The organism is Elizabethkingia bruuniana (assembly GCF_002024805.1).
GTDB classification, from domain to species: Bacteria; Bacteroidota; Bacteroidia; order Flavobacteriales; family Weeksellaceae; genus Elizabethkingia; species Elizabethkingia bruuniana.
Map to the genome: position 1 here is coordinate 2936557 of NZ_CP014337.1, position 23607 is coordinate 2960163.

Annotated in this window: 21 protein-coding genes; 13 read left to right on the plus strand and 8 right to left on the minus strand. The window is 35.6% G+C overall.

Annotated elements, in window-relative coordinates:
* Positions 1 to 193 precede the first annotated feature (193 nt).
* Entirely contained in the window at positions 194 to 1738 is a 1545-nt protein-coding gene (locus tag AYC65_RS13610; protein WP_034868742.1) for a serine hydrolase, read from the minus strand.
* Positions 1739 to 1876: 138 nt separating this feature from the next.
* Here AYC65_RS13610 and pyrF point away from each other — a divergent pair, with 138 nt between their 5' ends.
* The 5 genes from pyrF (at position 1877) to AYC65_RS13635 (ending at position 6950) form a co-directional block, all read left to right on the plus strand.
* Positions 1877 to 3238, plus strand: coding sequence for an orotidine-5'-phosphate decarboxylase (gene pyrF / locus AYC65_RS13615; protein ID WP_034868740.1), 1362 nt, complete (start codon positions 1877 to 1879; stop codon positions 3236 to 3238).
* 98 nt (positions 3239 to 3336) lie between these two features.
* The gene (locus tag AYC65_RS13620) at positions 3337 to 3906 is read left to right on the plus strand and encodes a YceI family protein (protein WP_034868738.1); all 570 of its coding nucleotides are present in this window, start codon (positions 3337 to 3339) and stop codon (positions 3904 to 3906) included.
* Between the two features lie 814 nt (positions 3907 to 4720).
* Complete coding sequence (locus AYC65_RS13625; protein WP_034868941.1) at positions 4721 to 5278, plus strand: RNA polymerase sigma factor; 558 nt, start codon at positions 4721 to 4723, stop codon at positions 5276 to 5278.
* Positions 5265 to 5873: a hypothetical protein gene (locus tag AYC65_RS13630; protein WP_034868736.1), complete on the plus strand. Its 609-nt coding sequence runs from the start codon at positions 5265 to 5267 to the stop codon at positions 5871 to 5873. The genes AYC65_RS13625 and AYC65_RS13630 overlap by 14 nt, the downstream gene beginning before the upstream one ends.
* A 27-nt stretch (positions 5874 to 5900) precedes the next feature.
* Positions 5901 to 6950 (plus strand): outer membrane beta-barrel protein, encoded by a 1050-nt coding sequence (locus tag AYC65_RS13635; protein ID WP_034868734.1) that lies wholly within the window; start codon positions 5901 to 5903, stop codon positions 6948 to 6950.
* A gap of 90 nt (positions 6951 to 7040) precedes the next feature.
* Here the strand turns inward: AYC65_RS13635 and AYC65_RS13640 are convergent, their stop codons facing one another.
* Positions 7041 to 7967 (minus strand): malate dehydrogenase, encoded by a 927-nt coding sequence (locus AYC65_RS13640; RefSeq protein ID WP_034868732.1) that lies wholly within the window; start codon positions 7965 to 7967, stop codon positions 7041 to 7043.
* 209 nt (positions 7968 to 8176) lie between these two features.
* Positions 8177 to 9214 (minus strand): nucleoid-associated protein, encoded by a 1038-nt coding sequence (locus AYC65_RS13645; RefSeq protein WP_034868730.1) that lies wholly within the window; start codon positions 9212 to 9214, stop codon positions 8177 to 8179.
* A gap of 249 nt (positions 9215 to 9463) precedes the next feature.
* Between AYC65_RS13645 and AYC65_RS13650 the strand changes: the two genes are divergently transcribed.
* The 3 genes from AYC65_RS13650 (at position 9464) to AYC65_RS13655 (ending at position 10459) form a co-directional block, all read left to right on the plus strand.
* Complete coding sequence (locus AYC65_RS13650; RefSeq protein ID WP_034868940.1) at positions 9464 to 9811, plus strand: DUF7674 family protein; 348 nt, start codon at positions 9464 to 9466, stop codon at positions 9809 to 9811.
* Positions 9812 to 9877: 66 nt separating this feature from the next.
* On the plus strand, positions 9878 to 10009 hold the full coding sequence (locus tag AYC65_RS21195; protein WP_255024718.1) for a hypothetical protein: 132 nt from the start codon (positions 9878 to 9880) through the stop codon (positions 10007 to 10009).
* 51 nt (positions 10010 to 10060) lie between these two features.
* Complete coding sequence (locus tag AYC65_RS13655) at positions 10061 to 10459, plus strand: DUF7674 family protein (RefSeq protein ID WP_034868729.1); 399 nt, start codon at positions 10061 to 10063, stop codon at positions 10457 to 10459.
* A gap of 54 nt (positions 10460 to 10513) precedes the next feature.
* On the opposite strand, the gene AYC65_RS13660 is transcribed toward AYC65_RS13655, so the two are convergent.
* Complete coding sequence (locus tag AYC65_RS13660) at positions 10514 to 11080, minus strand: dihydrofolate reductase family protein (RefSeq protein WP_034868727.1); 567 nt, start codon at positions 11078 to 11080, stop codon at positions 10514 to 10516.
* 475 nt (positions 11081 to 11555) lie between these two features.
* Here AYC65_RS13660 and AYC65_RS13665 point away from each other — a divergent pair, with 475 nt between their 5' ends.
* Complete coding sequence (locus AYC65_RS13665) at positions 11556 to 12719, plus strand: serine hydrolase domain-containing protein (protein WP_131828189.1); 1164 nt, start codon at positions 11556 to 11558, stop codon at positions 12717 to 12719.
* A 276-nt stretch (positions 12720 to 12995) separates the two neighbouring features.
* On the opposite strand, the gene dnaK is transcribed toward AYC65_RS13665, so the two are convergent.
* Complete coding sequence (gene dnaK, locus AYC65_RS13670; protein WP_034868725.1) at positions 12996 to 14882, minus strand: molecular chaperone DnaK; 1887 nt, start codon at positions 14880 to 14882, stop codon at positions 12996 to 12998.
* A gap of 203 nt (positions 14883 to 15085) precedes the next feature.
* Here dnaK and ppk1 point away from each other — a divergent pair, with 203 nt between their 5' ends.
* Complete coding sequence (gene ppk1, locus AYC65_RS13675; protein ID WP_034868723.1) at positions 15086 to 17164, plus strand: polyphosphate kinase 1; 2079 nt, start codon at positions 15086 to 15088, stop codon at positions 17162 to 17164.
* A complete protein-coding gene (locus AYC65_RS13680; protein WP_034868721.1) occupies positions 17145 to 18032 on the plus strand; it encodes a Ppx/GppA phosphatase family protein in 888 nt (295 codons plus the stop codon). Before ppk1 ends, AYC65_RS13680 begins: the two co-directional genes overlap by 20 nt.
* A gap of 48 nt (positions 18033 to 18080) precedes the next feature.
* On the opposite strand, the gene AYC65_RS13685 is transcribed toward AYC65_RS13680, so the two are convergent.
* The 3 genes from AYC65_RS13685 to AYC65_RS13695 all read right to left on the minus strand — a co-directional run bounded on the left by AYC65_RS13685 (position 18081) and on the right by AYC65_RS13695 (position 21788).
* Positions 18081 to 20315: a TonB-dependent siderophore receptor gene (locus AYC65_RS13685; protein WP_034868719.1), complete on the minus strand. Its 2235-nt coding sequence runs from the start codon at positions 20313 to 20315 to the stop codon at positions 18081 to 18083.
* 115 nt (positions 20316 to 20430) lie between these two features.
* A complete protein-coding gene (locus AYC65_RS13690) occupies positions 20431 to 20676 on the minus strand; it encodes a NifU family protein (protein WP_009087823.1) in 246 nt (81 codons plus the stop codon).
* Positions 20677 to 20684: 8 nt separating this feature from the next.
* Positions 20685 to 21788: an Mrp/NBP35 family ATP-binding protein gene (locus AYC65_RS13695; RefSeq protein ID WP_034868717.1), complete on the minus strand. Its 1104-nt coding sequence runs from the start codon at positions 21786 to 21788 to the stop codon at positions 20685 to 20687.
* A 182-nt stretch (positions 21789 to 21970) separates the two neighbouring features.
* On the opposite strand from AYC65_RS13695, the gene AYC65_RS13700 reads away from it, so the two are divergent.
* Positions 21971 to 22636, plus strand: coding sequence for a DUF2461 domain-containing protein (locus AYC65_RS13700; protein ID WP_034868716.1), 666 nt, complete (start codon positions 21971 to 21973; stop codon positions 22634 to 22636).
* 1 nt (position 22637) lies between these two features.
* Positions 22638 to 23519, plus strand: a complete 882-nt coding sequence (locus tag AYC65_RS13705) for a chitinase (RefSeq protein ID WP_034868714.1) — start codon at positions 22638 to 22640, stop codon at positions 23517 to 23519.
* Positions 23520 to 23607: the final 88 nt, after the last annotated feature.

Genomic DNA, 23607 nt, shown 5'->3' on the forward strand with positions numbered 1-23607 from the left:
ACCGCATATATAAACTGCAAAAGACACAAAAGCAATGTTAATTGCTACCACTTTTAGAAAACAAAATTTTACCCGAAAATTATTTCTACCATTTAGACATTAAGCGCTCTATGGTCTTTGCTGAGTGTAACGGCTTTGTGATCTTAAAACAGTATAATAAATAAAAGACTCTTTGTGTTCCTTGCGATAAAAATTACTTTCTTTTCAGATCCAGATCTTCAAAATCAAAGCTAAAGTCAGTTACTCCCGAAATAGGTTTTAGTTTTGCAGACTGTGCCTTTCCTGTTTCATCAAAATTAAAGATTACAAAAGCATCCGCATCGTAGCTTCTGTCATCCCATTTTGCCACAAACGTATTATAAGAATAAGGCAATAACTCACCTTTTAATCTCGGAGAGTTTACACAGGATATAAAATACTTCTTTCCTTCCTGCTTCACAACTACATCACCAAACCAAACATCGTTATATGTTCCTGTGAATTGTTCCGGTTTTGCTAACTGCTGAATATTTTTCTGTGCAGCTTCTACTTTTGTATACACATCGCTTTTTTCTTTATCATAATTAGCATTCACTTTTGCCATACGGTCACCATAATTTTTCAGCCAGTCTCTGCCCTGAACTCCAAGATAAGAATCTTTAACTGTATTGGTAATTGTATTAAATGCAGCTCCCGATTGCTGATTGGTCAATACAACTATTCCTAATTTAAGATCCGGAATCAAAGTGAATTGGGTAACAGTACCAATAAGCCCGCCTGTATGCTGAACCTGAAGATGTCCTTTTACATCACTAAGGAACCATCCCATTCCGTATCCGTAAAAATTAGAATCATATGGATTTTTAACCGCTATGCTTTCTGGTATTTGTAAGCTCCATAATTCGTGTGCATTCTTTTCGGAAACCAGGCGTTTCCCGTCTTTAGTTACAAAACCATTGATTAAGAAGTTGGCCCATGTTGTCATATCCGGAATATTGCTCATAATTCCGCCTGCCGCATTTGCTGTTTCATTCCAGTCATGCGGAACAGCTACAGCTTTACCATTTACAGGAGCATGTGCATCAATTTTATTCATTACCGTTTTTGCTCTGTTATAAGATCCAAAACTACTTGACATCCCTACAGGCTTCATAATTCTCTGTTCAATAAAGTCTGCCCAGCTTAGTCCTGAAACTCTGTGGATAACTTCCCCCGCTACAATAAACATGATATTGTTATAATCCAGTTTGGTTCTGAAAGGATTTGATGGCTTTAGGTAACGTACGTTATGTACAATATCATTTACGGTAAGATTTCCACCCTCCGGAAAGAACATTAAATCTCCCTGCCCCAAACCTAAACCGGCACGATGGGTGATAAGATCTTTTACAGTCACTTCCTGGGAAACATAAGGATCATACATTCTGAATTCCGGAATAAATTTGGTCACTTTGTCATTCCAATTTAGTTTCCCTTCATCTGCCAATATTGCCAATGCTGTTGCAGTAAAACCTTTGGAATTAGAAGCTATTCCGACAAGTGTATTCTCGTCCATAGCAGCCTTTGTATTCAGAGATCTTACCCCGAATCCTTTTGCATAGATTAGTTTACCATCTTTTACAATACCTACAGACATTCCGGGTACATCAAAAGTCTTCAGTGTATTCTTTACCAATTCATCGAGTTTTGCATCTGGCACCTGTGCATTGATAAAAGCAACAGATGCCATAAAAAAGAACAAAGAGAATTTATTTTTCATGAAATTTATTTTGAGTTTAAAGATAAGAATTAGTTGTCAGCCACAAACTACACCCAAATATAGAATATACAGAGGATCATGCCTAATGTGGAACAACTGGTAACTAAATCGTATCTTTGCGGAAATCTAAAAAAGTAAATGGAAACTAAAAGAGCATTTTTTCTTGAGGCCTACAAACTAGGCATTATTAAATTCGGAAGATTCACCCTGAAAAGTGGCATTGAAAGCCCGTTCTATGTAGATCTTCGTCCTTTGGCATCCGATCCGAAAATCCTAAAGCATCTTTCTAACTATCTTCTGGAAATGCTTCCTTTGGATAATTTTGATCTGATCTGCGGTGTACCTTATGCAGCTCTTCCTATGGCGACAGCAATGTCATTAGAAAGTTATATCCCTTTAATTATTAAAAGAAAAGAGGCTAAAGCTTACGGTACTAAAAAGCTAATTGAAGGTATCTTCCAAAAAGGACAAAACTGTCTTTTGGTGGAAGATGTTATCACTTCCGGAAAATCTCTTTTAGAAACTATTGATGAGGTAGAAAATGAAGGTTTAAATGTATCCGACATTGTAGTTGTATTAGACAGACAGCAGGGAGGACGCGAAAAGTTACAGGAAAAAGGCTATAACGTACACACGCTATTCACAATCTCTGAAGTTGTTGAAATCCTTAAAGAGGAAAATCAGCTGACTGATGATGAAGTAGAAAGAATCAATGATTTTTTAAACGGAAACACTGTTACTTTTGAAGAAAAGAAAAAAGTTCGTTACGAGGAGAAGCTTAAAAATATAGACCATCCTGTAGCAACAAAATTATTAGAAACAGCGTTACAGAAGCGCAGTAATCTTATTGCATCTGCTGACGTAATCACAACACAAGAGCTGTTGGACTTTGCTGACGTTGTAGGTCCACATATTGCAGCATTAAAAACACATATCGATATTATTTCAGATTTCGATTATGATAAAACTATTATTCCGTTAATAGACATTGCAACTAAACACAATTTCTTACTAATGGAAGACCGTAAATTCGGAGATATTGGAAATACTCAGGAATTACAGTTTTCACATGGTGTATATAAGATTGCAAACTGGGCGGATATGGTTACAGCACATGCTATCGGAGGCAGTAAGGCTCTGGAAGGTTTCCACAATGCAGGTATTATTACAATTTTGGGAATGTCTTCTAAAGGAACTCTTACTGATTCACATTACCGTGAAGAGGCTATGAAAATCATTATTAACGAACCAAATGTTATGGGTTGTGTAGCGCAAAACCAGATTCAGGATGACTTGTTATTGTTTACCCCTGGTGTTAATATCTCTGTGGAAGGAGACAGCAAAGGACAGCAATACAACACGCCAGAACATGTATTCAAAAACCTGCATACCGATTTCATTATTGTAGGTCGTGGTATTTATAAAGCTGACGATGTAGAGCAAGCTGCACTAACCTACAGAACAAGAGGATGGCAGGCTTATGAAGCTGCAATTTCATAGACTTATAAATTTATAATAAGAAGCATTTCTTATCATATGTCTATGTCCGGCTTTTAATGATCATGTAACTTCGCAGACATCAATTTAAACCAATAAATATGAAAAAGTTATTTTCAATTCTTAGTTTTTTTATAGCTAGCACATTCATTTTTGCTCAAACTGCATGGAAAGCTGATCCTGCACATTCACATGTTGCATTTACTGTAGTACACATGGGAATTTCAGATGTTTCCGGAATTTTCAAGACTTTTGATTTAGCTGTAGCATCACAAGCTAAAGACTTTAGTGATGCCAAAGTAAATTTTAGTGTAGATGTTAATTCCATAGACACCAATGTTGATGCCCGTGACAAGCATTTAAAAAGTCCTGACTTTTTCGATGCAACTCAGTTCGACAAAATTACGTTCAATAGTACTTCTCTAAAAGCGGATAAGACTAATACTTATACTCTTAAAGGAAACCTTACCATGCATGGTGTGACAAAACCTGTAACCATGACTATGGTATACCGTGGTGAACTTACAGACAAAAAGACAGGTAAAGTAACAAAAGGCTTACAAGTATATGGAGATGTGAAAAGGTCTGACTTTGGAATCGGTGGAAAATTCCCGGATGCCATGCTAAGTGACATTGTAAGAATAAAAGCTGACTTTGAAGTAAAACAATAAAAATAAATTTTTGTTCATAAAGCCTCGAAATTTTCGGGGCTTTTTTGTTGAATATCTATCCAAACATTTTGTTAAACAAAGCCTTACAAATTTTTGATTTTGTTAAGCTTTCATAACATGAAATAAATCTTACTTAAAAATTGTTAATTTTTTATTTTTTGGCATCTTATTTGCGAATTATAAAATACTTCATATTAACAGATTTTTTTAACTAGTAAAAAAGCAACTTGCTTCGGCAGTGTTGCTTTTTTATTTTTCTGTCCATTTTTATTTAGCTTCCGGCTCTACCGGAAAAAATAAAATTCTTATTATTTACTATCTTATTTTATAAATAATAAAACGAAATAACACTATTCCCTTTTTATCTCACTTTAAAATGCTGATTAATAACGGATCAGGAGTAAAAGTTGGGAACTAGGCAAAATATTCAGCTAATATGAAGATGAAACCCGGAGATTTTCATTCCCCAAACTAAGATAACGTTCCTCCGGAACGCTATGAATTGTCATAATTATAATCTATAGAGATAAAGCACCTAACGGAGCTCTTCATTCATTATGATGGACTATACTTTCTGTTTCATATTCGTTTAGAAAACTTGAAAGATGCTCCGAGAAGTCTGATCTGTGTAAAATGGGTGTGTCAGAAAGTGAGTATTCCGGAGGAATACTATCTCACAACAATAATATTTCTTCCATATCTTCCTGGACTTTGTACCTGATCCTTAACAACTTTTTCATATTTTTTCAAAAAAAATAATCGAAGAGTGTAACCTTTTTGTTTTTTTGTAGTCTTGTTAACAGAAAACATTTCCGTGAGAATATTATCTAAACATAAAGATGACCTCGTAACGTTGCTAAAAAAGCACGATCCGGTAGCGCAGCGAAGGTTTTATGAACAACAGTCACCAAAGCTGCTAAGTGTAAGCCGTACCTATATAAGGGATATCTACCATGCCGAAGATTGTCTGATAAAAGCTTTCTGTAAGATTTTTAAAAATATCGAAAGCTTCCGGAATGATGGCAGCATAAACGCCTGGGCGCGACGTATTGTCGTAAATGAATGCCTAAGCTTTTTAAAGTCACAAAAAACGATTTTTTATCTGGATGAAAACCAGATAGCCGATGCAGCAGATGATCATGAAGAAGTTAATATCTATGAAGATTTCAATGTACAGGAACTATTGGATCAGTTACCTGAAAATTACAGACTTGTTTTTAATCTCTATGTTCTGGAAAGTTATCCACATCAGGAGATCGCAGAAATGCTAAACATCTCTGTATCGACAAGCAAAACACAGCTTTTCCGTGCAAAAGCAAAACTGAAAGAAATATTTATACAACAAAAATTAATTAGAAATGAAATCCGATAAACTGGACAACTATATAAAAAATCAGCTGGAAGAAAGAGAAATAACTCCATCCAGAAATCTTTGGGCTGATATCCGGTTAGACCTGGAGGAAACTCCCCAAAAGCGTAAAAACTATACTGTTATATGGTTGGCTGCTGCTTCTGTTATTCTGCTATGCAGTCTTGCAGGTATTTTCATTTTCAAAAATGACAAACAAAATAACAACCCTGTTATTGCAAAGCAGACTCAGCCTGTAAATAGTTCGGAGCCTAAAGAAATAAGCACAGTTGAAACCAATATAAAAACAGATTCAGTACTTAGAAAAGAAAGTCTTTCAAAAAATCTGGCTCAGCAGCAACTACCTCCGGCAAAGATTGAGAAAACACCAAAACAGAAAGTTCTGCCTAAAACTGTTATTACATCTATTGAAAAAATTGATGCAGCTATTCCTGCACCTCAAAATCAGCTTGTAAAAACTGAAGAGACTAAGGAACAGACAGCAAAGAAGAAAAAGTATGTAGATCCTAAAATTCTCTTGTTCTCTGTGGAAAACAGAGAAGCTATAGAAAAGACAAAGGACGGATCAAACGTAGCATCTGTTGAAATCCGCAGATAGACCAACATTTTATAAAAAAGAAAAATTATGATAAAGAAAATTATTATAGCAGGAGTATTGTGTCTTTTTTCCAATTCTTATTTTGCACAAAAAACCTTTAAACTGAATTTGCCTTCTAAAGAAGATACTGCGGTAAGCCCTATTGTAAAGGAGAATATAGAGCAATATGCACGACAGATCAATACCATTATCCAGGAAGAAAAAGTAAAAATGGAGAATGAGATAAAAAAGGTAACTCTGGAAGCTGAAAAAAATGGTTTATCAAATCAGGAAATTGCAGAACAGAAAGCTAAAATAGCTGATTCATATTCTGAAAAGATTGACAAACGCATCAATGATTTAGGTTTTAATGTGGATGAAATTATCCAGAAGCAAGTAAAATATTCTTTACTGAATACTGATGCTACAAGCGTAAAGGACCTTCATCAGAAACTTATGTATAAATTCCGTGCCGAGCGAAGCCTTACTTTGTATCTTTCTTTTGGTGTAATGGGACTTACTAACAATCTTCCCAATAATGATCTCGATAAAAATAAAGCCTTTTCCAACAATTTTGAATTTGGTATAAAATACAACAGACAGTTTAGTATGACCAGCCCATGGGGACTTGTATCGGGGCTAGGGTTTTCATGGAGGACATTACGTCTGGAAAATGATAAATTCTTTGCAAAAGATGCCAACAATAATATTATTATAGCGCAAAGTGACAGGGATCTTCAGAAAAGTAAATTAAGAACCGGATACATTATGGTTCCGATTGGTTTACAATATAATTTTTCTCCGCTTAAAAATGCCGGTGAGGATGTAAGGTACCGCAGCTACTTTAAAGGATTCAAGGTAGGTGCAGGACTATATGGCGGTATCCAGATGTCTACCAATAATATTGTAAAAGGTGATGGTATAAAATACCGCCACCGAGAGGAGTTCAATGTGAATCCTTTTGTATACGGGGCACAATTTTATATTTCCTATAACAAGTTCAATTTCTTTATTAAAAAGGATTTTAGCAACTACTTCAAGGATCAGACTTTCAAAGATGATAAAATGATTCAGTTTGGCATTCTATTTGACATATAGATATCACATTCATATTAACTTATATTATTTCAACTAACAAGAAAGCAACCCTTCCGGGTTGCTTTCTTCATTATGTATAATATGTTGTTTTTACAGTTTCAGATCACCATTTACATCTCTCACTGCTGCAGCGGCAGTCTGGAATTTTTCTTTCTCAGCATCATTCAGATCTAAGGTGACAATACTTTCGATTCCGTCTTTACCAATAATACACGGAACACCCAAACAGATATCTTGCTGTCCATATTCTCCTTCTAAAAGTACGGAACACGGAATCATCTTTTTCTGATCATTCAGGATAGACTGTACCATTACCGATACTGCTGCCCCCGGAGCATACCATGCAGAAGTTCCCAACAATTTAGTCAGGGTAGCACCACCAACTTTTGTTTCTTCAGTAACATACTGGATCTTTTCTTCATTCAGAAATGCTGTTACCGGAACCCCGTTTCTTGTAGCCATACGTGTTAAAGGAAGCATTCCTGTATCGCTGTGTGCAGCGATAACCATTCCGTCTACATCCGAAATCGGGCATTCCAAAGCTTCTGCCAGCCTGTATTTAAAACGAGCACTATCCAACGCACCGCCCATACCAATAATTCTGTTTTTTGGTAAACCAGTTACTTTATGTACCAGATATGCCATTGTATCCATAGGATTACTTACTACAATGATAATAGCTTCTGGTGAATGTTTTAATATATTTTGTGCAACTTCTTTTACAATTCCTGCATTAATCCCGATAAGCTCTTCACGGGTCATTCCTGGCTTTCTTGGAATTCCTGAAGTTATAACAGCTACTTTAGAACCTGCTGTTTTTGTATAATCGTTTGTTGTTCCTGTAATTTTGGTATCAAAACCATTTAAGGAAGCCGTCTGCATTAGGTCCATAGCCTTTCCTTCTGCAAATCCCTCTTTGATGTCTACCAAAACTACTTCGGCAGCAAAGTTTTTCATGGCTATATATTCTGCACAGCTTGCTCCAACGGCTCCTGCTCCAACTACGGTTACTTTCATATTTTTGTATTTTAATGATTCTACCAAATATAATAAATTATCTGGTGAACAAAAAGAATTAAGACCTGATTTACTCACAAAAAGAATTCGGGAAAGGGCATAAAAAATGACCGAAAAAATATCCGGCCATTTTTTTATTATTTTATAATCCACAACAGAGAAAACAATGTGGATAACTTTTTCTAAACACAAAAATAGGTATCTCCCAATTATTGTTCTTCTTCGAAATACAAACGGTAATATTTTCCTTTATCATCCTCCCCCGTCTCTAGCTTCTGGCGATCTCCATGAACATAGATATGGAAATTCTTATCAAGCTTTATCACACTTTTAAAGTGTCTTTGTTGTTTCTTTACAGCACCTGTAGCAATTGTAAAGCTATCTTCCAGTTTTATATCTCTTTCTTCTTCAAACTGTTTTTTATATTCGTCGAAGCTTTCAATAACCTCCGGATGTACCAAAACCTGTTTTTTAAATTCTTCAATCTCAAATTCTTCTTTATCTTTAAAGAAGTTGATCGATTTATTCAGATAATCGGCCTGATCTACTCTGCTCACCTCATATTCCTGTGGTAATTGTTCTGTAACATAACTTTTGTACATAGACAATGTATGCTCAGTATTGAAATACTCATCTTTACGCTGCTGAAGCTGTAAAAAATCGTCTACCCAATAACGGGCTTCTACTCCGGCTTTGGTGGTATCGATTACAGAAACCATATAGCCATCTTCCTGCTCGGTATTGAAAATAAGACAACCTTTATCCAGTTTTCTCAGGTTAATCCCCTGGTCTTTCTGAATTTGGAAACCTTCATCTTCAGGAAGTACTTTCAGGAAAGTTTCTTTATTTTCGGTTTTAAATAGACCAATAGCATCTACAATTTTACCTTCTACAACATAGTCTCTGAAATAAGTGACATAAAACTCACCATCTTTAATATTACTATGCAGGGTTTTATTATGAAGATGTTCTGCCAGATTTTTGGATTCCTCATGGCAAAACTCAGGTTTTTCGAAGATTTTACTGGCTATTGAAAATACTGCATTGTTCTCTAATGCATCTTCATCATAAAATTGGTAATATACATCCGACTTAAATGGCGTAAGGAAAAAATCTTTCAGCAAAATTGTCATGTCAGGTTCCAGTTCCAGTTCACTTTCTGACAGAACCATCCCTTCTCCATTCATTTTATTACGTACATAATGTACAGAAATATGTTCCAGTCTGCGGATATTATCTTCGTTCATATTTTTATTTTTTGAGAGTTGCAAAGATATTCATTCTCCACTTTCATTAAACCTAATTGTTAGTAAAAATTAGAAGTAAAAGTTAATTTACTTAAACTCTCATTTTGATAAAAGATCTATCAGATTGAGAGGGATTTTATCTATTAAAAAATGATTAAAACAAATTCAATTGACAGATTTTCAGTAAATTACAATAAAACAGATTCTAAAGGAACATTATTTGGCATATCCCGTTTAAAATTCAAAAAAATGAATCATTTAGAAGCAACACAGGAAATCACAGCCATTATTCCGGAAATAAAAAATGAACTCTCCGATCAGAACACTTCTGGCATTATTCAGATATTCACAGACAGAATAAGAGAGATGATCCGTAAAAATGAAAACCGACTTTTATTCAAGAGCCTGGAGAAGATGGATCATATTTACAAAAAAGGAGATACAGCACTAAAAAATGCGGTGGAAAATATTTTTATTTATTCTCTGGATTATTTAACTGCTTCCTGCAACAAAGAATACAGAAGGGTAATTTTTTGCAATATTTCTCCGGATTTGCAAAAGATATACTTCCGGCAGATTTACAAACCGGGAATGTAATTTTATTCTTTAACAAATATTATGATTGACATCGGCGTTTAACTACTATCACTAACATCTGAAATTATGAAAAGAAAGACGAGAAGAAAATTTGACATAGAAGAATGGAAGTCTTCTAATACCAGACACAACATTGAAATTTTGGCAGTTCATATTGCTGCAATTGTAGGCATTTTTGCCTTTGCTGCCTATATTTAATGATGGCATAATTTTCGCGACACTTTAATTGCTTTAAAAAACTTAAAGATTATGATGAACGACAAAATGCAAACGATCAATAAGAAAATAGCTACAGAATATTTAAAAATATCTTATCCTTCCATTCGGAACGAAATTACCCAGTTATCTGCTCAAAATAATTTTGCAGGTATTATGCAGGCAGTTATCAATCACCTGAAACTTCTTTTACAGGAAGCTAAAATCAATATGATTTCCTACCATATAAAATCTATGGAATGGCTTTACAGAAACGGAAATAATTATATAAAATATATTATTGAAAGTCTTTTTGTGAGATCATTTGAGAGTATGAAAAGAATATCGGAAGATCAGCACTGGGACAAGCTGTACGAATACATGCCGGTAAGATTTCAGGAAATATATCTGGAACAAATCCGAAAAGATGAAATTATCATTCAGAAAAAATAATATAAAAATACCCCGGAGAAACTTCGGGGTATTTTTTTTTGCAAAGGCTATAAATTATACCGGAATATACTTATTAATCACCTTCCCATGACTGAAAGCTGTTGAACTTTGTAATTCCAATGTTTTCTGATTTTTAAAAATAGGCAATCCACTGCCAAGCGCAATAGGATTGATAATCATGTAATACTCATCAATAAGGTCTAGGCTGATAAGAGAACTTACAAAATTGCAACCTCCATATACCAGAATATCTTTTCCCGGCTGATTTTTGAGAGTTTTCACAACTGTTTCCAAATCGCCGTTTTCCAACTCAATATTACGTCCTGTAACAGGGTTCTCACCACGACTAAAAACTATTTTCCTCATATTAACTATAGGTTTAGCCATTGCATATGCAGGACTGTCGGCTTGATTATCGAATACATTTTCCCAATGTTGAATAAATCCCGAGGTCATTTTGCGACCAAGCAAGAGCGTATCACTGGTTTCTGCAAGATCTACAATAAATTGAAATGCAGCAGGATCCTGTTTACCCGATAAAAATACCCAGTCTGTTTCACCATTAAGCCCCGCAGCATAGCCATCAAGAGAAATGTGCATTTGCAGTTTTAATTTTCGCATGATACTTTTTTATTTGGATTAATATTTAATATAAATTTAGAAGTATTCTGCAGAAAACATATAAGCTTTATAAAAATTAAATAGATTTAACATTATGGAATTCAAATAAATAACAATAATCAGCATAATTAGATCTTTTAAATCAGGGTACAAGAATGGACTCATCACTTTCTCTAAATCGGCCCCCAAATAAGCATTCAAACAAACTTATTTTCACGCACTATTAAATATTTTTATATCCTTATTTTTCCATGGAAACTCACTACAAAGTTGCCTAAATATAAATAGCTCTACACAATTTTTTATATTCTGGTTTATTACAATAGGTGCATAAGACACCTGCGTGATAAATATACCTTCCGGGAAATAGGTAATTGATAATTATTTTCTGTAAGTGGTTATTATTTCGGACATTTGAGTATTGGTTAATTTTATTTTCAATACTAATCTAAGACATCAACAGACCTTAAAAGTTATGATAAACAATATTCAACTAAAAAGCAGTTTATTAATGGTTTGTTTGGGAATAACATTTTCCTGTTCGGTAACAAAAACTACAAATCATAACCCTATTCCCGGCAAAACTGATCCACTATACCAGGAAATAGAAATATCGGGTAAAGAACTTACTGTAAAAAATAATGTTCCCGGAATTGCAGTCGCCGTAATACGTGATGGAAAGATCGCCTGGATTCAATCTATAGGTTATGCAAATCTGACAACTAAAAAACGTGTAACGCCTGAAACTATTTTCAATGTTGGTTCTATTTCCAAATTAGTTTCTTCGTGGGGCTTTATGCAATTGACGGAGAAGGATCTTGTGAAGCTGGATGATCCCGTAAACCAATATCTTACCAGATGGCATCTTCCAGACTCAGAATTTGATAAATCTAAAGTAACACTAAGACGTCTTCTAAGTCATACAGCAGGACTTTCTGTTCACGGTTATGGCGGATCAGATCAGGGAACGCCACTCCTGAGTCTGGAAGAATCATTGAATGGAAAAACAAAACGAAATGGCGAAACTGTACATCTAAATAGTGAGCCCGGAACCAAATGGGACTATTCCGGAGGCGGTTATACAGTCGCTCAACTACTCTTGGAAGAGAAAACCAAACAGGGTTTTGCCAGCTATATGAAACAAAATATTTTCTTACCACTTGGTATGAAACATACTAGCTACGAATGGACAGCAGAAATGATGGCAACCTCGGCTACAGCATACGACGAATTGGGCAATCCTATAAAAAACAGAATTTTTACTGAAAAGGCAGCCGCAGGACTGCAGACCACTATTGAGGATCTAGCTCATTTTGCAGAACTTTCCATAACACGAAATTCTAAACAATTGAATAAAGTTTTAAAACCTGAAACCCTCAGGCTGATGGAAACTCCTGTCCTTCCTTTTTCCAATGAAGGCGAAAGCGGCCTGGGCTATCGCTTTTTGAATTTTGAAGGTTTTCGTACAATCGGTCATACAGGCGAAAATGTAGGGTGGAGCGCTGCCATGTTTTTAGATCTTCCCACAAAGAATGGTATTATTATACTTTGTAACGGATCCAATGGTGACAGGGTTTGGTTTCCGATCTATCAGAGCTGGTTGAAAACAGTGAAAGCAGAGAATAAAATTCCCAAATAATCATCTGCTAGTAATAATTGCTATTTTATATAACGTAAAAAATATTTTAATCATAAAAGAATGTCTAGGCATACCAATTAGATTAGTGAACATTTATCAAAATCATTTGGATGTCTTATTAAAAATCTCATGATAAAGCATGGAAAGATGCAATATATTCTATGGATATTTTTGAATCAGGTCCAAATACATGCTAAAAAATTATAAAAACAAAAACCGCTGTAAACATTACATTTACAGCGGTTTTTTTATTGTTTGTTATTGACTACTCAATAATTATTTTACTTCTTCGAAGTCAGCGTCCTGTACATCTTCTGCACCACCACCTGCATTTTGCTGAGCACCAGCCTGCGGGTTAGCTTGTTGTTGCGCATACATTTCTTCAGATGCTGCCATCCATGCTGCGTCTAAAGCTTCAGTTTTAGCTTTAACAGCTTCAGTATCTTTAGCATCAAAAGCAGTTTTAAGTTCAGCAGCTGCAGCTTCAATTGCAGATTTTTTGTCAGCAGAAAGCTTATCACCAAACTCTTTCAATTGCTTTTCAGTCTGGAAGATTAATCCATCAGCTTTGTTGAATACTTCAACTTCTTCTTTTTTCTTAGCATCAGCAGAAGCATTTTCCTGAGCTTCTTTTTTCATTCTTTCGATTTCGTCATCAGAAAGACCTGAAGAAGCCTGGATTTTGATAGACTGCTCTTTACCAGTTCCTTTATCTTTAGCAGATACGCTTAGGATACCATTAGCATCAATATCGAAAGTTACTTCGATCTGAGGAACTCCTCTTGGTGCAGATGGGATATCTGTTAATTCGAATCTACCAATTTCTTTGTTATCGTTGAACATTGGTCTTTCCCCTTGTCCTACCCTGATAGTTACTGCCGGCTGATTGTCAGATGCAGTAGAGAATACTTCAGATTTTTTAGTTGGGATAGTTGTATTCGCTTCAATTAATTTAGTGAATACAGAACCCATAGTTTCGATACCTAAAGAAAGTGGCGTTACGTCAAGAAGTAATACATCTTTTACGTCACCTGTTAATACACCACCCTGAATTGCAGCACCAACAGCTACTACTTCATCTGGGTTAACACCTTTAGAAGGTTTTTTACCAAAGAATTTCTCTACTTCTTCCTGAATAATAGGAATACGTGTAGAACCACCTACTAGGATTACTTCATCGATTTCAGAAGTTGAAAGTCCTGCATCCTGAAGAGCTTTTTTACAAGGCTCCATAGAACGTCTTACAAGGTCAGCAGACAATTGCTCGAACTTAGCTCTAGTTAAAGTTTTAACTAAGTGCTTAGGACCTGTAGCCGTTGCAGTAATATATGGTAAGTTAATCTCTGTCTGAGAAGAAGAAGATAACTCAATTTTAGCTTTTTCAGCAGCTTCTTTTAAACGTTGAAGAGCGATAGCATCAGCTTTAAGATCTACACCTTCTTCAGCTTTGAATTCATCTGCCATCCAGTTGATGATTACATCATCGAAGTCATCACCACCAAGGTGAGTATCACCGTTTGTAGATAATACCTCGAATACACCATCACCCAAGTCAAGGATAGAGATATCGAAAGTACCACCACCAAGGTCATATACAGCAATCTTCTGATCTTTGTGGCTTTTATCTAATCCATAAGCCAAAGCAGCAGCTGTAGGCTCGTTGATAATTCTTTCCACTTTAAGACCTGCAATTTCTCCAGCTTCTTTAGTAGCCTGTCTTTGTGCATCGTTAAAGTAAGCAGGAACAGTAATTACAGCTCTTGTTACTTCCTGACCAAGGTAATCCTCAGCTGTTTTCTTCATTTTCTGAAGGATCATTGCTGAAATCTCCTGTGGCGTATATTCTCTGTCGTCAATTTTTACTTTTACAGTATCGTTTGGTCCGCTTACTACTTTGTAAGGAACTCTTGATATTTCAGAACCATCATCTTTAAAGTGAGTTCCGATGAATCTTTTGATAGAATAAACTGTATTTACCGGGTTGGTTACAGCTTGTCTTTTTGCAGGATCACCTACTTTTCTTTCACCATCTTCAGTGAAAGCTACAATCGAAGGAGTCGTTCTTTTACCTTCTGCATTAGGAATAACAACAGGGTCTTTCCCCTCCATTACGGCAACACAAGAGTTGGTTGTTCCTAAGTCAATTCCGATTATTTTGCTCATAATTAGTATTTTTTATTTCTTGAAATTTAATATTGATATTTGACTGCTATTTCTCAATATCTGTACCAATGGAATTTTTGTGACAAATTGACACAATACTTCTTCAAACAGCGCTAAACACACAGAAAATTTTATATTAATTTTCATTAAAGTGACATCAAAAAGGCTTATCTTTAACTACTTTTGAAGCACAAATATTACATATGCCACAGTTTAATGCCAGAGACATATCATGGTTATCCTTTAATGCCAGAGTATTACAGGAAGCCGCAGACCCACAGGTTCCTTTACCTTTAAGAATAAAATTTCTGGGAATTTTCTCTAACAATCTGGACGAATTTTTCCGGGTTCGTGTTGCCGGGCTAAAACGGGCTATGGAAATGAAATCTAAAATCACTGCGGAATCTTTTTTCGAGGAGCCTCAGAAGATTTTGGACAAGATTAATAAACTGGTTATACAGCAACAGGACGATTTTAATATTATCTGGGAAAAGATCCAGAAGGAAATGGCAGAACAAAATGTCTTTATCCGCACCAATTCTGATCTTAACTTCCAACAAAGGGCTTTTGTCCGAAACTACTTTGATGAGGATGTTGAATCGAATGTTATTCCGATCCTGCTAGACGAGAAGAAACCTATGCCTTTCTTACGTGACAAAAGTTTATACATAGGTATTGCCATGTGGAATAAGAATGACAAAAAGCAAAAGCATTTTGCCATTATTGAGGTTCCTTCGCGTGCCATTGGAAGATTCACTATTCTACCTTCCACCAACGGCGAAACAAATGTTATCCTGCTGGAAGATGTTATTATAGAAAACCTACCCTATATCTTCTCCTATTTTGGTTATGACGAATTCAGTGCTCATTGCTTCAAAGTAACCAAAGATGCAGAATTTGATTTGGACAATGACGTAAGAACCAGCTTTGTAGAAAAAATAGAAAAAGGCTTAAAAAACAGGAGAAAAGGAAAACCTACACGTTTTGTTTTCGATAAAAATATAGATCCGCAATTACTGGACTTTTTAACTAAAAAATTAAGTTTAACTAAGAAAGACAGTATGATACCAGGAGAGAAGATCCACAACTTTAAACACTTTATGGATTTTCCGGATGTCTTCAAAAATTATGTAAAACCCATAGAAAGAACATCTTTCATCCATCCTGATTTTGATAATAAAAGCAGAGTTACAGATGTTATTTTAAAGAAAGATGTTTTACTTAACTTCCCTTATCACTCGTTTGTATCGGTTATCGATCTTTTACGGGAAGCTGCTATGGACCCTGATGTTACCACCATTCATATCACAGCTTACCGCCTGGCTTCCAATTCCAAAATCGCCAATGCATTGATTAATGCGGTAAGAAACGGAAAAGAAGTAACCGTGATGCTGGAATTACGTGCCCGTTTTGACGAGGAAGCTAATATCTTCTGGAAAGAAAGACTGGAAGAAGAGGGTGTAAAAGTACTGGTAGGAATCCCCAATAAGAAAGTTCATGCCAAATTGTGCATTATAAAAAAACGTGTTCATAACAAAATGACACAATATGGCTTTATAAGCACCGGAAACTTTAATGAGAAAACTGCCAGAGTATATGGTGACAATATGCTGATGACCAGCAATAGTACTATAATGGCTGATATCAACAGAGTTTTCAGCTTACTGAAGAAGCCAAAACAAGATCCTGTTCTTGCATTAGAGAAATGTAAAACACTAATGGTATGTCCGCAGCATATGCGGAATAAAATAGTTTTTTATATTGACAAAGAGATAGAAGAAGCGATTGCTGGCAGAAAAGCTGAAATCATTGTTAAAGTAAATTCACTGAGCGATAAAGAGCTGATTAAAAAGCTATATGAAGCTGCAGAAGCGGGTGTTATAATTAAATTAATTGTCCGTGGAATATACTGTGCCGTGAATCAAAAAACCTTCAAAAAGAAAATTCATGCTATAAGTATCGTCGATGAATACCTGGAACATTCCAGAATTATGTATTTTTACCACGGCGGAAAAGAACTTATGTACATTTCTTCTGCCGACTGGATGACGCGTAACCTGGATTACAGGATTGAAGCCGCAGTAAGAATTAACAATAAAGATCTGAAAAAAGAACTTAAAGAAATTCTGAGCATACAGTTGCACGATAATGTAAAAGCCCGTGATATTGGTAAAAATTTGAAAAACCAATATTATGAAAACGATAGAAAACCTTTCCGCTCCCAAATAGAAATTTATAACTATTTAAAACATAAAGCAGAAAATGAGGCTAGCAGCAATTGATATCGGAAGTAATGCAGCAAGACTTCTGATTAATGAAGTAGTAGAAAATGAAAATGGCCAGACAGAATTTACCAAGCTAAACCTACTAAGGGTTCCGTTAAGGCTTGGTATGGACGTTTTTAAAATAGGTGAAATAGGCCCTGAAAGAGAAAAAATGGTCATCCGTTCTATGAAGGTTTTTCATGACCTGATGGAAATTTATAATGTAGAACACTACAGAGCTTGTGCTACAAGTGCTATGCGCGATGCTAAAAATGGCAAGCATATTATAGATACGGTAAAGAAAGAAGCCAATATTAATATCGAAATAATTTCCGGAGACGAGGAAGCTACACTGATCTATGAAAACCATGTTGCTGAAAATATGGATCATAATTTTGGCTATCTGTATATCGATGTTGGTGGTGGCAGTACCGAGCTTACCTATTATGAAAACAAAAAGCTTAAGTATAAAAAATCTTTTAATATCGGAACTATCCGTATCCTGAACAATCTTGTAAAAGAGGAGAGTTGGGAAGAAATGAGATCCGAGATAAAAAATGAAATTTTCGGTAAAAAACCTATTGTAGCTATTGGCTCCGGAGGAAATATCAACAAAATATTTTCGATGAGCAAAACCAAGGACGGCAAACCGATGTCTGCAAACCTACTGAAGACTTATTATAAAGAAGCTGCACCGCTTAGTGTACAGGAAAGGATGATTAAATACAACGTCCGTGAAGACCGTGCCGATGTAATGGTTCCGGCATTAGAAATATTCAACAAAATTATGCTGTGGGGTGAAATTAAACAGATCTATGTACCGAAGATTTCGGTTGCAGACGGTTTAATCCACTCACTTTACAATAAAATAAAAAAGAAGCGCTGATAAATATCAGCGCTTCTTTTTTGTAAAATATCAATATTGTTGGGGTTATTAAAACTTATAATTTAATTGTACTCCAAAGTTTCTTGGCTGAATCTGATCGATGTAACCACCTCTGAAATAAGAGCTGTATCCAACAGAATCGAAGATATTATTAAAGAATACTCTTACACCTACTCCATTTTTCAATGCATAACCTACCTGAGCATCTACAGTAGTATACTCCGGCATATCGAATGGTCTTACACCTGGTTGTACACTATTAGCATGTCCAGCCGTAAAGGTCTTTTGAGTCCATTCATCAACTGGTCTTTTTCCTACATAATAGATACCAGCACCAACATCAAGTCCATCCAAGATTCCTTGATTAAACTTGTAGTTTAACCATGCATTTGCTGTATGTTTTGGAGAGTTCATCGGAGCAGAACCGTTTACGTAAGCAGGACTATCTTTGTATTGCGCATCTAAATATGCCCAACCAGACATAATCTGTAAGTTTGGTAAAATTCTACCGATTAATTCTACTTCGATCCCTTTTCTTCTCAAATTACCAGCAAGTCCGTATAATGGATTATTATTAGGATCTCTTACAGGGTTATAATTTGAATCAAGAATCTGATAAGCTAAGTTATCTGTTTTGATATCAAATAAAGTAACATTGAACCTTAACTTCTCATTAAACCAGTCTGATTTAATACCTCCCTCCCATTGTGCTGTTTTAGACGGACCTACAAAACCTCCAGACTGCAACATGTTATTCGCAGATCTTAATGAAGTTGTTGTTGTATACGATCCGAATACATTAACATTTTCCAATGGAGAAATAATTAATCCAAAAGATGGATTCCATGTAGCAACATCATTCTTTGTAGAACCATTTAATCTGCTGTATCTTACTCCTAAGTGAGCCTTCACATATTTACCGAATGACATTACATCCTGAGCCATTAACCCCATTGTAGGAGTTTTCACTACACCAGTTGCTGTTTTGTTAAAAATTAAATTGTAAGGAAGAGTATTTGAAATATCTCCTAAAACATTGATAACATCAATAGGATTATTTGTATTTACAGGTTTCTTTTGATTTAAGTCACTGGCATTTTTGTACACATCGAAAGAAGTAGTTGTAACTGTTGTTTCTTTCCAGTCAAAACCTACCTGGAAGGTATGCTTAATAAAGCCAGTTTGTACATCTTGTCCGATGAAGTCAAACTGAAATACTTTATTCACATCTTCTCCCATATTCTTACCATAAGATCGTTTTCTTTCAGTCCAATTATTTGCTCCGTTTGGTGCAATAGACATTGCCTGAGTATCAGTATTGCTTACAGAATTAATAAACGCAGCTCTTACCTTGAATTTATCATTGATCTTTCTGTCAACACTTGTCATAAAGTTATAAGTCTCAGTTTTTGCACGGTCTTCAGCAAAACCTAAGAATTTGCCTTTTGGCATTGTATACAATGCTTCTTTATCACCTGATGCCAAGTTAACAGTACCTCTGTCCGGGGTTCTTCTGTCATTCATATAATCCATCTCAACTGTAATGTTGGTCATCTTATCCGGACGGAAAGTAATGGATGGATTTACATATATTCTTTCACCTTGAACATGAGATCTGAAAGAGTTATTTTTCTGATAAGCTCCGTTAAATCTTATTGCAACTTTACCTTCGCTGTCTAAAACTCTCTGGAAATCTACAGTAGGACGGTAGAAATCCCAGCTGCCATAACGGAAACCAACGTTAGTTCTGTTAACAAACTGAGGTCTTTTTGTCACTACATTAATAACACCACCTGCTGCCCCAAGTCCGTCTCCGATACCTTGTGTTACAGCTGCAGAACCTTTAATCACCTGAATACTTTCTACACCCTGCATATCAGTCATCATACCTGCAGTACGGAAGTCAGAGTCTAATAAAACTCCGTTCTTTAGCACTGGTACACCTCTGTATCCACGAATAGACATACTTTCACTTCCGCCTCCATAGCTTGAGAATAAAGTAACTCCCGGAACGTTTTTCGCAACATCAATTAGAGATAAACCTCCTAAAGTTTCAATTGCTTTATATGAAATCACTGAAATACTCTGAATCTGATCTCTGGTCTTTAGAGGCAATCTTGTAATTACTTCCAGACCTTCAGGCTGCTTCTTTCTTTCACCGAAAAGTTCCACCTGCTCAATCTCTTTATGCTTATTAGAAGACAGCGTATCCGTCTTTTTAGTCTGCGCATTAACCATCAATCCGCCAAGAACGAAAAATGAAGTAGTAATGTATTTATTCATATAGTGTTAATTTGCTGCAAAGTTATTTTTAATTATTCTAATTAGCAACATGATAAGACTCATGAAAAAAACCTCCCGTTTGGGAGGTTTTAAAAAAAAATATTCTGATAATATATTAATCTATATTAATAACTTCAACAATTTCAGGAACGTGCTGTTTAATTGTATTCTCTACACCCAGTTTCAGTGTTGAAGTATTGATATGACATGATGAGCAATTACCTAGCAGACGTACTATTACAGTATTCTCCTTTACATCAATCAATTCAATATCACCACCATCTTTATTTAAAAACGGGCGAATTTCTTCTAAGGCTTCCATTACTTTTGTTACCGTCTCGATGTGTTTAGTCTCACTCATATTTCAACTTATTTTTTGGGCGAGCAACCCGCCATTGTTGTTATTTTTACTGCTTCCGTTGGTGGAAGATTTTCATTTCTTTCTACAAGGCTCTCAATCATATTCTGAGCCGTTTTGGTATAAATATCAGCTATTCCGGTATTTTCCTGTAATGCTACCGGACGGCCTACATCACCTGCTTCACGGATACTCTGGATCAACGGAATCTCTCCTAATACAGGAATTCCAAGATCTTCAGCTAAGTTTTTAGCACCTTCTTTTCCGAAAATATAGTATTTATTCTCTGGTAATTCTTCGGGTGTAAAATACGCCATATTTTCTATTAATCCAAGCACCGGAATATTAATGCTGTCCATTTGGAACATTCCGATTCCCTTTCTAACATCTGCAAGTGCAACATGCTGAGGTGTACTTACGATTACAGCTCCTGTTACCGGCACTTCCTGAATAATTGAAAGGTGGATATCTCCCGTTCCCGGAGGAAGGTCTAATAACAAGAAATCTAGTTCTCCCCATGCAGCATCGCGCAACATCTGATTAAGTGCTTTTGCAGCCATTGGACCTCTCCAAACTACAGCCTGATTAGCTCCTGAGAAATATCCTATTGATAAAAGTTTTACACCATAGCTCTCAATTGGCTTCATCAGGTTTCTTCCGTTTTCTTCAACAGAAACTGGTTTTGCACCTACAGTATCAAACATGGTTGGTACAGAAGGTCCATAGATATCAGCATCTAATAATCCTACTGAAAATCCCATTTTTGCTAAAGTTACTGCCATATTCGCAGCTACAGTAGACTTACCTACCCCTCCTTTACCGGAAGCAATAGCAATAATATTTTTTATTCCGGGAATTTGTTTCCCTTTTATCTGATTCTGTTGTACTTCACTTTGTTCCGGAGAATCAATTTTTAGTTTTAAAGTTATATTTTCTCCGAAATGACTTGTAAAAGCCTGCTTCATTGCAACCTCCAGTTTTTTCTTTTCGTGCATTGCCGGAGAATGAGCTACCATATCTATAAAAACACTGTCACCCATGATCTGGATATTCTTCACAAGATCGTCTACCTCAACTTCCTTTAAGAAATCCTGTACAGCTTCTTTTTTAATCATAATTATTCTAAATAAAATACAAATTTACGCATTTATTTACAGAATTTCAGATGATAGAGATCATTTCATCTATAGCTAATATTTATAATCTTTATCTATCGGATTTAACACAAAATTAGTACTGATTAAAGACTATTTACAACTAACTTTTAGCTAATTTTGATATAAACAATCACTCAAATATGGAAAACACAGCTTACATATTAAACTTCCTGAAGCAGCTTTCTCAGAATAATAACCGCGAATGGTTTACAGAAAACAAACCACAGTATCAGCAAGCACACGAATATTTCATAAGCCTTGTTGAACAGGTAATCTCTGAGCTGGCAAAAACAGAGCCGGAAATGGAAAGACTGGATTCAAAAAAATGTGTTTTCCGTATCTACAGAGATACCCGGTTTTCAAAAGATAAAACACCTTACAAAACAAATTTCGGGGCTTCATTTTTTATGGGCCAGAGCAAAGGAATTGGTGAAGCGGGATACTATATGCATTTTGAGCCTGGTAAATCTTTTATTGCTGCCGGGCTCTATCAGCCAAATTCTGATGTTTTGAAAAAATTCCGAAAAGAAATCAGTTATAACAAAGAAGAATTTCTGAGTATTATAGAAAACCCAACATTCAAGAAAAATTTTAAAATAGAGGGTGAGAAATTGAAAAAAATTCCACAGGGATTTGAGAAGGATGATCCTATGGCTGAATATCTTAAACACAAAGAAATGATCTTGATTCACTCTTTTGAGGATACCGAAATTACTTCACCAAAATTTGTACAGGAAATTGGTAAGCTATTCAAAATCGCTTTGCCTTTCAACCAGTTTGTAAAGGAAAGTACAGAATACAATTAATATGAAACTCTCATTTATTACGAGCATATCTTTAGTTTTTTTATTATCCGGACAGTCTTGTGCCCAAAAAACTCAAAGTAAAAGCTTACAACACATTGTGGATAACAACTCTTCTCAGCGTATTGCACGACTTATAGATGCCAAAACATGGAATAAATTATTTCCCAACAGAAATAATATTCAGGGAAAGGATAGCAAGCATCAGGATTTCTATTCCTATCAGGCTTTTATAAAAGCCGCAACACATTTCCCCACTTTCCTAAATGAAGGTTCTGTTGAAGATCAAAAAAGAGAACTTGCCGCTTTTCTGGCTAACATCGCACAGGAAACCAGTGGAGGATGGAACAATGCTCCGGGCGGATATTTTGCATGGGGACTTTATTTTATAGAGGAAAATAATAAAGGAAACGGGAACAATTATTCTGATACTTCCAAAACAGCTTATCCACCAACTGACGGGCAAGCTTATTATGGTCGTGGCCCTAAACAGCTTAGCTGGAATTATAATTACGGACAATTTAGTGAAGCATGGTTTGGCGATAAAAATGTACTCTTAAAAAATCCGGGACTTGTAGCTCAGGACAATGTGCTGTCTTTTGCTTCTGCAATCTGGTTTTGGATGACAGCCCAGGCTCCGAAGCCATCTTGTCACGATGTAATGACCGGCAAATGGAAACCTACAGAAAAAGATATAGAAAGTGGAAGAGTTTCCGGATTCGGAACAACTGTTAACATCATTAACGGTGGTATCGAATGCGGGCAGGGAAAAACATTACCCAAAACTCAATACAGGTATGAATATTACCAATATTTCTGTAAATATTTTGATGTAAAACCTGGCGAAAATATCACCTGTAGCAATCAAAAACCTTTTGGAACATAGCTAAAATACACAAAAAAGAATAAGAAATTTTTCGAGGTTAATACCCGGATATAAGAAATAAAAAAAGCTGCATCAAAATCTGATGCAG

Excerpts from the sequence above, each read along its gene's own strand:
- AYC65_RS13685 (WP_034868719.1), bottom strand. The coding sequence starts at position 20,315 with ATGAATAAATACATTACTACTTCATTTTTCGTTCTTGGCGGATTGATG.
- dnaK (WP_034868725.1), bottom strand. The coding sequence starts at position 14,882 with ATGAGCAAAATAATCGGAATTGACTTAGGAACAACCAACTCTTGTGTT.
- AYC65_RS13645 (WP_034868730.1), bottom strand. The coding sequence starts at position 9,214 with ATGAACGAAGATAATATCCGCAGACTGGAACATATTTCTGTACATTAT.
- AYC65_RS13620 (WP_034868738.1), top strand. The coding sequence starts at position 3,337 with ATGAAAAAGTTATTTTCAATTCTTAGTTTTTTTATAGCTAGCACATTC.
- AYC65_RS13640 (WP_034868732.1), bottom strand. The coding sequence starts at position 7,967 with ATGAAAGTAACCGTAGTTGGAGCAGGAGCCGTTGGAGCAAGCTGTGCA.
- ppk1 (WP_034868723.1), top strand. The coding sequence starts at position 15,086 with ATGCCACAGTTTAATGCCAGAGACATATCATGGTTATCCTTTAATGCC.
- AYC65_RS13665 (WP_131828189.1), top strand. The coding sequence starts at position 11,556 with ATGATAAACAATATTCAACTAAAAAGCAGTTTATTAATGGTTTGTTTG.
- AYC65_RS13690 (WP_009087823.1), bottom strand. The coding sequence starts at position 20,676 with ATGAGTGAGACTAAACACATCGAGACGGTAACAAAAGTAATGGAAGCC.
- AYC65_RS13660 (WP_034868727.1), bottom strand. The coding sequence starts at position 11,080 with ATGCGAAAATTAAAACTGCAAATGCACATTTCTCTTGATGGCTATGCT.
- AYC65_RS13700 (WP_034868716.1), top strand. The coding sequence starts at position 21,971 with ATGGAAAACACAGCTTACATATTAAACTTCCTGAAGCAGCTTTCTCAG.
- AYC65_RS13655 (WP_034868729.1), top strand. The coding sequence starts at position 10,061 with ATGATGAACGACAAAATGCAAACGATCAATAAGAAAATAGCTACAGAA.
- AYC65_RS13695 (WP_034868717.1), bottom strand. The coding sequence starts at position 21,788 with ATGATTAAAAAAGAAGCTGTACAGGATTTCTTAAAGGAAGTTGAGGTA.
- AYC65_RS21195 (WP_255024718.1), top strand. The coding sequence starts at position 9,878 with ATGAAAAGAAAGACGAGAAGAAAATTTGACATAGAAGAATGGAAGTCT.
- AYC65_RS13630 (WP_034868736.1), top strand. The coding sequence starts at position 5,265 with ATGAAATCCGATAAACTGGACAACTATATAAAAAATCAGCTGGAAGAA.
- AYC65_RS13610 (WP_034868742.1), bottom strand. The coding sequence starts at position 1,738 with ATGAAAAATAAATTCTCTTTGTTCTTTTTTATGGCATCTGTTGCTTTT.
- AYC65_RS13680 (WP_034868721.1), top strand. The coding sequence starts at position 17,145 with ATGAGGCTAGCAGCAATTGATATCGGAAGTAATGCAGCAAGACTTCTG.
- AYC65_RS13650 (WP_034868940.1), top strand. The coding sequence starts at position 9,464 with ATGAATCATTTAGAAGCAACACAGGAAATCACAGCCATTATTCCGGAA.
- AYC65_RS13635 (WP_034868734.1), top strand. The coding sequence starts at position 5,901 with ATGATAAAGAAAATTATTATAGCAGGAGTATTGTGTCTTTTTTCCAAT.
- AYC65_RS13705 (WP_034868714.1), top strand. The coding sequence starts at position 22,638 with ATGAAACTCTCATTTATTACGAGCATATCTTTAGTTTTTTTATTATCC.
- pyrF (WP_034868740.1), top strand. The coding sequence starts at position 1,877 with ATGGAAACTAAAAGAGCATTTTTTCTTGAGGCCTACAAACTAGGCATT.